10 protein-coding genes are annotated in these 11,567 nt (G+C 70.1%); 9 read left to right on the plus strand and 1 reads right to left on the minus strand.

The features are described 5' to 3' along the window. Positions 1–23 precede the first annotated feature (23 nt). The 9 genes from FHT37_RS22220 to FHT37_RS22260 all read left to right on the plus strand — a co-directional run bounded on the left by FHT37_RS22220 (position 24) and on the right by FHT37_RS22260 (position 10,801). Complete coding sequence (locus FHT37_RS22220; protein WP_183484722.1) at positions 24–1,616, plus strand: sigma-54-dependent Fis family transcriptional regulator; 1,593 nt, start codon at positions 24–26, stop codon at positions 1,614–1,616. 170 nt (positions 1,617–1,786) lie between these two features. Further along, entirely contained in the window at positions 1,787–3,424 is a 1,638-nt protein-coding gene (locus tag FHT37_RS22225; RefSeq protein ID WP_183484726.1) for a methyl-accepting chemotaxis protein, read from the plus strand. A 219-nt stretch (positions 3,425–3,643) separates the two neighbouring features. Continuing rightward, positions 3,644–4,846 carry a substrate-binding domain-containing protein gene (locus FHT37_RS22230; RefSeq protein ID WP_183484728.1) on the plus strand — a complete coding sequence of 401 codons (1,203 nt, stop codon included), beginning with the start codon at positions 3,644–3,646 and terminating at the stop codon, positions 4,844–4,846. Positions 4,847–5,019: 173 nt separating this feature from the next. Continuing rightward, complete coding sequence (locus FHT37_RS22235; protein WP_183484731.1) at positions 5,020–6,300, plus strand: PHB depolymerase family esterase; 1,281 nt, start codon at positions 5,020–5,022, stop codon at positions 6,298–6,300. 26 nt (positions 6,301–6,326) lie between these two features. Further along, positions 6,327–7,082, plus strand: a complete 756-nt coding sequence (locus FHT37_RS22240) for an ABC transporter ATP-binding protein (RefSeq protein WP_091720508.1) — start codon at positions 6,327–6,329, stop codon at positions 7,080–7,082. Then, positions 7,079–7,840 (plus strand): ABC transporter ATP-binding protein, encoded by a 762-nt coding sequence (locus FHT37_RS22245; RefSeq protein WP_183484733.1) that lies wholly within the window; start codon positions 7,079–7,081, stop codon positions 7,838–7,840. The genes FHT37_RS22240 and FHT37_RS22245 overlap by 4 nt, the downstream gene beginning before the upstream one ends. Further along, positions 7,837–8,874: a branched-chain amino acid ABC transporter permease gene (locus FHT37_RS22250; protein WP_183484735.1), complete on the plus strand. Its 1,038-nt coding sequence runs from the start codon at positions 7,837–7,839 to the stop codon at positions 8,872–8,874. The genes FHT37_RS22245 and FHT37_RS22250 overlap by 4 nt, the downstream gene beginning before the upstream one ends. 17 nt (positions 8,875–8,891) lie before the next feature. Further along, on the plus strand, positions 8,892–9,959 hold the full coding sequence (locus FHT37_RS22255) for a branched-chain amino acid ABC transporter permease (RefSeq protein ID WP_217648423.1): 1,068 nt from the start codon (positions 8,892–8,894) through the stop codon (positions 9,957–9,959). After that, entirely contained in the window at positions 9,956–10,801 is an 846-nt protein-coding gene (locus FHT37_RS22260; protein ID WP_183484737.1) for an alpha/beta fold hydrolase, read from the plus strand. Before FHT37_RS22255 ends, FHT37_RS22260 begins: the two co-directional genes overlap by 4 nt. Positions 10,802–10,877: 76 nt before the next feature. On the opposite strand, the gene FHT37_RS22265 is transcribed toward FHT37_RS22260, so the two are convergent. Continuing rightward, on the minus strand, positions 10,878–11,399 hold the full coding sequence (locus FHT37_RS22265; RefSeq protein ID WP_175538143.1) for a response regulator: 522 nt from the start codon (positions 11,397–11,399) through the stop codon (positions 10,878–10,880). Positions 11,400–11,567: the final 168 nt, after the last annotated feature.

The following is an 11,567-nucleotide window of genomic DNA, read 5'->3' on the forward strand; positions in this document are numbered from 1 at the left end:
GGGTGCAGCCAAGGAGACAAGCCATGAACGACATTCCGCAGGATGCCGACGCGGTGTTGCGGCTGGCGGCGCAGTCGATGTTCGACGTGCTGGCCAGCACGGCCCAGGGCGCGATGGTGGTGAACCGCGCGCACCGCGTCGTCTGGATCAGCGAGGGCTACAAGCGCTTCCTGCCGGCGCTGGGCTTCCGCGACGAGTCCGAGTTCGTCGGCCGCCGCGTCGAGGAGGTCGTGCCCAACACGCTGATGGCGCAGGTCATCGACACCGGCCAGCCCATCCTGGTGGACCTGCTGACCAACAAGGCGGGCACCTTCCTCGTCAGCCGGCTGCCGCTGCGCGGCCCGGGCGGCGAGGTGATCGGCGCGATGGGCATGGTGCTGCTCGACCATCCCGAGACGACGATGCAGCCGCTGATGAACAAGTTCGCCTGCCTCCAGGCGGAGCTCGACGAGACGCGCCGCCAGCTGGCCGCCGAGCAGTCGCGCAACCGCCGGCCCAAGCACCGCATCATCGACTTCGTCGGCGCGAGCCCCGCGGCGGTCGAGGTCAAGCGGCAGGCGCGCCGCGTCGCGCAGGCCGATGCGACGGTGCTGCTGCTGGGCGAGACCGGCACCGGCAAGGAGCTGCTGGCGCATGCGATCCACGCCGCCTCGCGGCGGGCGGGCAAGCCGCTGGTGTCGGTCAACATCGCCGCCGTGCCGGAGACGCTGCTGGAGGCCGAGTTCTTCGGCGTCGCGCCCGGCGCGTACACCGGCGCCGAGCGCAAGGGGCGCGATGGCAAGTTCCGGCTGGCCGATGGCGGCACGCTCTTCCTCGACGAGATCGGCGACATGCCGCCCGCCTTGCAGGCCAAGCTGCTGCGCGTGCTGCAGGAGCAGGAGCTCGAGCCGCTGGGCAGCAACGAGGTGGTCAAGGTCGACGTGCGCGTCATCGCCGCCACCAGCCGCGACCTCGAGGCCATGGTGCGGCGCGGGGAATTCCGTGCCGACCTGTTCTACCGGCTCCATGTGCTGCCGATCCGCCTGCCGTCGCTGCGCGAGCGGGCCGAGGACATCGAATCGCTGGTCGAGGTGCTGCTCGAGGACATCGCCCGCCGCGGCGGGCTGGCGCCGAAGACGCTGAGCCCCGCGGCGCTGCGCGCGCTGACGGCGCGGCCGTGGCCGGGCAACGTCCGCGAACTGCGCAACGCGCTGGAGCAGGCCTTCCTGATGAGCGACGAGGCGCAGCTGGAGCCGCGCCACTTCGGCCTGAGGGATCCCGGCGTGCCGATGCCATGCCCGCTGGGCGCGGGCCTTGCGCGCGCGATCGCCGCGATGCCCGAGCCACCGGCGGGCGCCCCGGCGGCGACGGCCTTCCACCGGACGCCGGGTGGCGAGCCGCAAGCGCCCTGGGCGCAGGACCGGATCGAGGACGGGGCGTTCATGCCGGCGTCGATGGCGGCGTCCGGTCCCGCCGCGACGCTGCCGGCCCGCAAGGCCGAACTGGAGCGCGCCGCCATCGCGCAGGCGCTGCGCCGCACCAACGGCAACCGCATGGCCGCGGCGCGCCTGCTGGCGATCTCCCGCGCCACGCTCTACGAGAAGCTCGCCAAGTACCCGGAACTGGCTTCAGGCTGACGCGTACGCCAGCACCCCGGCGTGAGCCCGGCGCCACATCGTCACGTTTGCGCCGTGTTCATGGGCTTCATCGAGGGTTCGAGGGCTTGCCGCGCGCGGGGCGGCATGCGCATATTGCAGGGCAAGGAACACGACAAGGGCCGGACCCACCGGCTCGCCCAGGAGACCCCATGAACACGCTGACCACGCCCGCGACCAGTTTCCATGCGACCGCGCCCACTGCTTCCACCGCAGGCGCCACGGGAACGGCGAGACCGGCATCGCGCCGGGCCTGGACGCTGGCGACCAAGCTGCGCGTCGCGGTGCTCGCGGCGGTGGTCGGCTTCGTGGTGCTGGTGATGTGGCTCAGCCACCGGTCGGCGATGAGCCTGCTGGACGTGAAGATGATCACGACGGTGGAGCAGGTCAAGAACGCCGAGCAGATCGCCAAGCGCTACTTTGACCGCGTCGGCGCCGGCGGCCTGACCGAGGCCGAGGCCCGCAAGCAGGCGGCGGCCGAGATCGGCAAGATCCGCTACTCCGGCAACGAGTACCTCTGGATCAACGACATGAGCCCCAAGATGGTCATGCACCCGATCAAGCCGGAGCTCAACGACAAGGACCTGTCCGGCAACAAGGACCCGAACGGCCTGAAGCTGTTCGTCGCCTTCGTCGACACGGTCAAGAGCCAGGGCAGCGGCTTCGTCGACTACCTCTGGCCCAAGCCCGGCGCCAAGGATCCCGAGCCCAAGCGCTCCTACGTCGCCGGCTTCAAGCCCTGGGGCTGGGTCATCGGCTCGGGCGTCTACATCGACGATGTCTCCGCGATCGCGCGGCGCGACGCGACGATCGCGCTGACGCTGGTGATCGCGGTGGGCATCGCCGCGATGGTGGCGGTCGAGTGGTTCGCGCGCGGCCTCAAGCGCCGGCTCGACCAGATGCGTGAAGTCGTCGAGGCCGTGGCCAACGGCGACCTGCGCGCCCAGGTGCTTGGCAACCAGGCGGCCGGCAGCGACGAGATCGGTGTGGTGCTGACGCAGGTGGCGGCGATGCAGGTCCGGCTCAGCGACCTGGTGCGCGCGATCCGCGACGCCACCGACTCGATCCAGCATGCCTCGCAGGAAGTGGCCATGGGCAGCCAGGACCTGTCGCAGCGCAGCGAGCAGGCGGCCTCCAGCCTGCAGCAGACGGCGGCCTCGATGCAGGAGTTGACCCAGCAGGTGACGAATTCGGCGCAGGCGGCGCACCAGACCAACCAGCTCGCCATCGGCGCGGCGGACCGGGCCAAGCTCGGCGCCGACGTGATGGGCGAGGTGGTGCAGACCATGGACGGCATCGCCGGCGCCAGCCGCAAGATCTCCGACATCATCTCGGTCATCGACGGCGTGGCCTTCCAGACCAACATCCTGGCGCTGAACGCCGCGGTGGAGGCCGCGCGTGCCGGCGAGCAGGGACGCGGCTTCGCGGTCGTCGCCAGCGAGGTGCGGGCGCTCGCGCAGCGCAGCGCCAACGCCGCCAAGGAGATCAAGGCGCTGATCAACGACTCGGTCTCGCGCGTCGACGCCGGCAGCGCCCAGGTCGGCCGCGCCGGCGAGGCGATGGGCCAGATCCTGCAGTCGGTGCAGCAGGTCAGCGGCACCGTCGCCGAGATCAGCCAGTCCAGCGCGGGCCAGTCCGACGGCCTCGCGCAGATCAACCAGGCCGTCGCCCACCTGGACGACATGACGCAGCAGAACGCGGCGCTGGTCGAGCAGACCGCCGCCGCGGCCGAATCGCTGCAGCAGCAGGCCCGCCTGCTCAACGCGCAGGTCGCGACCTTCCGCACCTGAGCCCGCGCGGCCGGGCCGCGCGCACCGCCTGGACTCCGGACACAGCGTCTGGAGTCCGGACAGGCTTGTGTTCGCCACCGCACGCCACTGTCTGGAGTCTGGACGGTGGCGTGGCCATGGGTGCGGTGAATCCGAGGGTTCTCCCGCACGGCACGGGCCTTGCGAAGGAGGGGCACGAGACCGGCGCACGACCGGTCCGCCCCACAGGAGACCCGGCCCATGACCCCTGGCTTCATCCGCGCCACCGCTGGCGCGGCCCTGGCGCTGAGCGCCGCCTTCGGCGCGAGCCTTCCCGCGTTCGCGCAAGGCAAGGAGATCCGTATCGCCCACGTCTACAGCCGCACCGGCCCGCTCGAGGCCTACGGCAAGCAGACGCAGACCGGCTTCCTGATGGGCCTGGACTACGCGACCGGCGGCACGATGACGGTCGCCGGCCGCAAGCTGGTCGTCCTGGAGAAGGACGACCAGGGCAAGCCGGACGTCGGCAAGAGCCAGCTGGCGGCGGCCTACGGCGACGACAAGGCCGACCTGGCCGTGGGGCCGTCCTCGTCGGGCGTGGCGCTCGCGCTGCTGCCGGTGGCCGAGGAGTACAAGAAGATCCTGCTGGTCGAGCCGGCCGTCGCCGATTCGATCACCGGCGACAAGTGGAACAAGTACATCTTCCGGACCGGACGCAACAGCTCGCAGGACGCGATCTCCAATGCGGTGGCGCTGGACCGGCCGGGCACCGTGATCGCGACGCTGGCCCAGGACTACGCCTTCGGCCGCGACGGCGTGAAGGCCTTCAAGGATGCGATCAAGAAGGCCAGGGTCCTCCATGAGGAGTACCTGCCCACGACGACCACCGACTTCACCGCCGGCGCGCAGCGCCTGATCGACAAGCTCAAGGACCAGCCCGGTCGCAAGGTGATCTTCATCATCTGGGCCGGCGCCGGGAATCCGTTCAAGATCGCCGACCTCGACCTCAAGCGCTACGGCATCGAGATCGCCACCGGCGGCAACATCCTGCCGGCGATGGCCGCCTACAAGGCGTTGCCCGGCATGGAGGGCGCGACCTACTACTACTTCGGCATCCCGAAGAACCCGGTCAACGAGTGGCTGGTGGCCAACCACTACAAGCGCTTCCAGTCGCCGCCCGACTTCTTCACCGCCGGCGGCATGAGCGCCGCGATCGCGGTGGTGGAGGCGCTCAAGAAGACCGGCGGCGACACGACGACGCAGAAGCTCATCAAGGCGATGGAGGGCATGAGCTTCGAGACGCCCAAGGGCCGCATGACCTTCCGCGCGGAAGACCACCAGGCGATGCAGTCGATGTACCACTTCAAGATCAAGGTCGACCCCGCCTTCGCCTGGGGCGTGCCCGAGCTGGTGCGCGAGATCAAGCCGGAGGAGATGGCCATCCCCATCCGCAACGCGCGTTGACCGGCGGCGGCCCGTCCCGCGGCCCTCGCCCGTCCACCGATCCCCGGCGCATGAGCGCCGCTGCCGAATCGCCACCGCCCGCGACTGGCTCGCGATCTGGTCGCCAACCCGTGGCGACCGGTCGCGGCGCGGCCCGGCGACCCACCACCGTCCCCGACGTCCAGGAGGTTTCCATGAAGTCTTCCCCAGTCCGTGGTTCCACGATCCGGGCGCTGGCGCCCGCCGCGCCGGCCTTCGCCCTGGCGGTCACGCTGGCCTTGGCCGCGGCGGGCGCCGCGCAGGCGGCGGCGCCGCTGCCGGCGCTCAACATCGACAAGACGAAGATCACCGTCTCGGGGCTGTCGTCCGGCGGCTTCATGGCCAACCAGCTCGGCTACGCGCATTCATCGACCTTCAAGGGCGTGGGCGTCTTCGCCGGCGGGCCCTACATGTGCGCCGGCCACAGCAACTACACGGCCTGCATGTACAACGCGACGATCCCGGCATCGGCGCTGAGCACGATGCAGGCCGACCTCAACAACTGGAGCGGCACGGCGATCGACGCCAAGAGCAACGTGGCCGCGCAGAAGGTCTACCTGTTCGTCGGCACCAGCGACGCGACAGTCGGGCCCAACCCGATGAACGCCGTGCAGACGCAGTACCTCGACAACGGCGTGACGGCGGCCAATCTCTCCTACGTGCAGCGCAGCGGCACCGCGCACGTGCTGCCCACCGACTTCGACGCGAGCGGCAACACCAGCTGCGGCACCAGCGCCTCGCCCTACATCGCCAACTGCGGCTACGACGGCGCCAAGGCTGTGCTGACGCAGCTGTACGGCCCGCTCAACGCGCGCAACGACAGCCCGGCCGCCGCCAACTACGTCGAGTTCGACCAGACCGCGTTCAGCACCAACCCCGGCCTGGCCACCAGCGGCTGGGCCTACATCCCGGCCAACTGCGCGGCGGGCCAGTCCTGCAAGCTGCATGTCGCGCTGCATGGCTGCCAGCAGAACTACGCGACCATCGGCGACAAGTTCGTGAGGAACACCGGCTTCTCGCGCTGGGCCGACACCAACAGCATCGTCGTGCTGTTCCCGCAGACCCGGGTGGACAACACCGCGCGCTCGACGGCCGCCAGCGGCCTGCTGCCCAATCCCAACGGCTGCTGGGACTGGGTGGGCTGGTACGGCTCCAACTTCGCGCAGAAGGCCGGGACGCAGGTCGCCGCGCTCAAGGCGATGGTGGACCAGGTGTCGGGCGGCGATCCCGGCGACCCCGGCGATCCGGGTACGCCGGCGCCGGTCTGCTTCACCTCGTCGAACTACACCCACACCGTCTCCGGCCGCGCCTACGCGCTGTACGGCCTGACCTACGCGAATGGCTCCAACCAGGCCATGGGCCTGTGGAACATCTACGCCACGACGACGCTGAAGCGGACCGCGCCCAACTACTACGTGATCGGCACCTGCCCCTGAGGCGCCGGCCAGCCACCCCTGCACGCATGCTCGAGACCCGCGACCTCACCATCCGCTTCGGCGGCCACACGGCGGTGGACCGCGTCAGCTGCGCCTTCCATCCGGGCACGCTGACCGCCATCGTCGGGCCCAATGGCGCCGGCAAGACGACCTACTTCAACCTGATCTCGGGCCAGCTCGGCGCGAGCGCCGGGCGCGTGCTGCTCGACGGCGAGGACCTGACGCGCATGGCCGCGCCGCTGCGCACCCGGCGCGGGCTGGGGCGGGCCTTCCAGCTGACGCAGCTGTTCCCGACGCTGAGCGTGCGGGAGAACGTGCGGCTCGCCGTGCAGTCGCGCCGTGGCGAGGGACTGCGGATGTTGTCGGTCTGGCTGCATCACCGGGAGCTGCTGGACGAGGCGCAGGCCATCGTCGAGCGCGTCCGTCTGGGGCATCGCGCCGACGCGCCGGCCGCCAGCCTGCCGCACGGCGACCAGCGCAAGCTGGAGGTGGCGATGCTGATGGCGCTGCGCCCCAAGGTCTACCTGTTCGACGAACCCACCGCCGGCATGAGCGTCGACGAGGTGCCGGTCATCCTGGACCTGATCCGCGCGCTGAAGGCGGAGGGCACCCATACGATCCTGCTGGTCGAGCACAAGATGGATGTGGTGCGCGAGCTGGCCGACCGCATCGTCGTGCTGCACAACGGGCAACTGGTGGCGGACGGCGAACCGGCGGCGGTGATCGCCTCGCCGGTGGTCCAGAACGCCTACCTGGGCCTGGCGATGCCGGAGGCCGCATGAGCGCCGCCACGGACCGTGCGCTGCTGCGCCTGGAGGGCGTGCACACGCACATCGGCGCGTATCACATCCTGCATGGCGTCGACCTCGCGGCGCGCGAGGGCGAGGTCACGATGCTGCTGGGCCGCAATGGCGCCGGCAAGACGACGACGCTGCGCACGGTGATGGGACTGTGGCGCGCGGGCGCCGGTCGCGTGCTGCTGGACGGGCTTCCGATCCAGGCGCTGCCGACGCCGGAGATCGCGCGCCTGGACATCGCCTACGTGCCCGAGAACATGGGCATCTTCGGCGACCTGACGGTGCGCGAGAACCTGCTGCTGGCGGCGCGCGGGGCGCGCTCGCTGGACGAGCTGGACACCGCGCGGCTGGACTGGCTCTTCGGCCTGTTCCCGGCGCTGCGCAAGTTCTGGCTGTACCCGGCCGGCAAGCTCAGCGGCGGACAAAAGCAGATGCTGGCGATCGCGCGCGCGATGGTGGAGCCGCGGCGGCTGCTGCTGATCGACGAGCCGACCAAGGGCCTGGCGCCGGCCATCATCCGCAACCTGATCGAGGCGCTGCAGGAGATCAAGCGCGGCCGCGACGGCGCGCGCACGACGGTGCTGCTGGTCGAGCAGAACTTCATGGTCGCGCAGGCGCTGGGCGATGGGGTCGCGGTGATGGACGACGGCCGCGTCGTGCACGCCGGACGCATGGCCGAGCTGGCGGCCGACGAGGCGCTGCAGCAGCGCCTGCTGGGCTTGTCGCTGGCGGCGCACCAATGAACGCCTTCTCGACGCCATCCTCCGCCGCGCCGTCGCCGGCGACCGACACGGTGCCTCAGGCGCGCTTCGACCTGATTCCGCTGCTGCTGATCGCGGCGCTCGCGCTGGGCGCGCTGCCGCTGATCGGGTCGGCGTCGAGCTGGGCGACGCTGACGATCGCCGGGTTGGCGATGGGCCTGATCGTCTTCGTCATCGCCTCGGGACTGACCCTGGTCTTCGGCCTGATGGACGTGCTGAACTTCGGCCACGGCGTGTTCATCGCGCTGGGCGCCTTCGTGGCGACGACGGTGATGGGCGCGATGGGCGGGTTCGTGGCGAGCCCTTCGCTGGCCGCGAACCTGGGCGCGGTAGCCGTGGCCGCGCTGGCGGGCATCGTCAGCGCGGCGGCACTCGGGCTGGTGTTCGAGCGGGTGCTGGTGCGGCCGGTCTACGGCATGCACCTGAAGCAGATCCTGATCACGATGGGCGGGATGATCATCGGCGAGGAGCTGATCAAGCTCGTCTGGGGGCCGCAGATGATCCCGCTGCAGCCGCCCGAGTCGCTGCGCGGCGCGCTCATCGTCGGCGACGTGGCGGTCGAGAAGTTCCGGCTGCTGGCCGTCGTCGTGGGGCTGCTGGTCTTCGCCGGCCTGCTGTGGCTGCTGAACCGGACCAAGCTGGGCCTGCTGATCCGCGCCGGCGTGCAGGACCGCGAGATGGTGGAGAGCCTGGGCTACCGCATCCGGCGGCTGTTCGTCGCCGTGTTCGTCGCGGGTTCCGGTCTGGCGGGGCTGGGCGGCGTGCTGTGGGGGCTGTACCAGCAGAGCGTGATCCCGCAGATCGGGGCGCAGGTCAACACGCTGATCTTCATCGTCATCATCATCGGCGGCCTGGGCTCGACGTTGGGCTGCTTCGCCGGCGCGCTGCTGGTGGGACTGATGGCCAACTACTGCGGCTTCCTGGCGCCCAAGGCGGCGCTGTTCTCCAACATCGCGCTGATGGTCGCCGTGCTGCTGTGGCGGCCGCAGGGCCTCTATCCGGTCAGCCACCGTTGAGTGGAGCCCTCATGTCCCTGATCCGATCCCTGCTGTCCCACGACCTGCCGCGCAGCCGCGTGCTGGCGGCGCTGCTGCTGCTCACGGTGCTGGCGCTGGCGCTGACGCCCTTCGTGTTCCCCGGCACGAAGGCGCTCAACGTGGCGGCCAAGATCCTCGTGTTCATCGTGCTGGTCGGCAGCTACGACCTGCTGCTGGGCTACACCGGCATCGTCAGCTTCGCCCACACGATGTTCTTCGGCATCGGCGCCTACGGCGTGGCCATCGCGAGCACGCGACTGGAGCCGGGCTTCACGGCGCTGGCGATCGGCATCGGCGGCGCGCTGGGGCTGTCGCTGCTGCTGGCGCTGGTCATCGGCCTGTTCTCGCTGCGGGTCAAGGCGATCTTCTTCGCGATGATCACCCTGGCCGTCGCCGCGGCCTTCCAGGGCCTGGCGTCGCAGCTGTCGGACTTCACCGGCGGCGAGGACGGCCTGAACTTCCGCCTGCCCGCGCTGCTGTCGCCGTCGACTGAATTCCTGGAGGAGCCCTTCCTCGGCGTGTCCGTCGACGGCCGGCTGCTGAGCTACTACCTGCTGTTCGTCGTGACGCTGGTGCTGGTGCTGGCCTTGCTGCGCATCGTCAATTCGCCGTTCGGGCGGGTGCTGCAGGCGATCCGCGACAACGACTTCCGCGCCGAGGCCATCGGCTACCGCCTGGTGACCTACCGGACGCTGTCCACACTGCTGGCCGCGATGTTCGCGACGCTCGCGGGCGCGCTGCTCGCGATCTGGCTGCGCTACAACGGGCCGGACACCTCGCTGTCCTTCGAGATCATGCTGGACATCCTGCTGATCGTCGTGATCGGCGGCATGGGCACGATCTACGGCGCGGTGATCGGCAGCGCGCTGTTCGTGCTGGCGCAGAGCTACCTGCAGGACCTGATGCGGGTCGGCGCGTCGGCGGTGGAGGGCGTGCCGGTGCTGTCGCAGCTGATCGCGCCGGAGCGCTGGCTGCTGTGGCTGGGCGTGCTGTTCGTGCTGGCCGTGTACCACTTCCCGAACGGCCTGGTCGGGCGCCTGCGGCAGGCGAGGAGAAGCACTTGAAGTCGACGTCGAACTACCTGCGCTGCGAGGGCCGCGAACTCCATTACATGGACTGGGGCGATCCGGGCGCGGCGCCGGTCATCGCCTGGCATGGCCTGGCGCGCACCGGGCGCGACATGGACGATCTGGCGGCGCACCTGGCGCAGTCCGGGCGTTATCGCGTGATCTGCCCGGACACGATCGGGCGAGGGTTGTCGCAGTGGAGCCCGGACCCGGACAACGAATACCACCTGGCCTTCTACGTGAAGCTGGCGGTGGCGCTGGTGGACCAGCTCGGGCTGGCCAACTGCCATTGGGTGGGCACGTCGATGGGGGGCGCGATCGGGCTGCTGGCGGCGGCGACCTCGCTGCGCGGCCGCATCCGCCGGCTGGTGCTGAACGACATCGGGCCGGAGCTCGCCGAACCCGCGATCCAGCGCATCCGTGCTTATGCCGGTGACCCGGCGGCCTTCGACACGGTGAGCGAGCTGGAGCGTTATTTCCGTCAGATCTACCAGCCCTACGGCTGGATGAGCGCGGCGCAATGGCGCCGGCTGACGGAGACCTCGACACGCCGCCTGCCGGACGGCCGGGTGACGCCGCACTACGACCCGGCGATGGTGCGCCAGTTCTTCGTCCATCCGGACGATTACAAGCGCTGGACCGAATGGGATTCGCTCAGCCTGCCGGTGCTGTGCCTGCGCGGGGAGAGCTCCGATCTGCTGTTGCCGGAGACGGCCGAGGCGATGCGGGTGCGCGGGCCCCGGGCGGAGGTGGTGACGGTGCCGGGTTGCGGGCACGCGCCCGCACTGAACGTGCCGGAGCACTTCGCGATCGTTGAGGGTTTCCTGGCGGGGGGCTGACGGTCGGTGCGCGTCATGGCGTTCATCGCTTGATCAGCCAGCCGAGGATGCCGCCGAAGGCGACTGTCAGCTTCGGTCAGTCGTTGAGCTGCGGCAAATCGAGCCAGCGCGCCAGCCGCCGGCGCAGCGTCAGGAAGTCCAGCGGCTTGGTCAGGTGCTCGTCCATGCCGGCCTTCAGGCTGTCGGCCACGTCGCTGTCCAGCGCGTGCGCCGTCAGCGCCAGGATCGGAAAGCGCGGCAGCCTGCCCTGCGCCTGCTGCTCCCGCAGCCGGCGCGCGCATTCCAGGCCGTCCATGCCCGGCATCTGGATGTCCATCAGCACCAGGCTGGGCGCCGCGTGCTCGCACAGGTCCAGCGCTTCCTGGCCATTGCGCGCGAGCTGCGTCTTCAAGCCCATCAGCGCCAGGAATTCCAGCGCCACCACCTGGTTGATCGGGTTGTCCTCGACCAGCAGCACGAACGGCTCGCCCGGGGCCGGGCGCTGGCCGGAAATCGTCGGATCGGTCATCGAGGAAGGGGGCGACGGCTTGGCGGACGCGTCCGACGTCATCAAGACCAGCGTGGTCTCGGAAATGGGATGGCCGTCGTTTCTGTCCATGTCGCTTGTCGTCCCCGCTCCGGTCGGGAGGCGAGGTATTCCCTGAAAAACGTCGCCCGCCGTTCAGGTCGAACCGGGGTCGGTGTTGCTCGGCGGCGACGGGGTCCATTGTTGCCGCACCCCCCGAAGACTAGCAAGTGTGCGGAAGTCATCGGTCGGAGGCCTTGA

The sequence above is a fragment of the Mitsuaria sp. BK037 genome (genome assembly GCF_014193045.1).
Taxonomy (GTDB): domain Bacteria; phylum Pseudomonadota; class Gammaproteobacteria; order Burkholderiales; family Burkholderiaceae_C; genus Roseateles.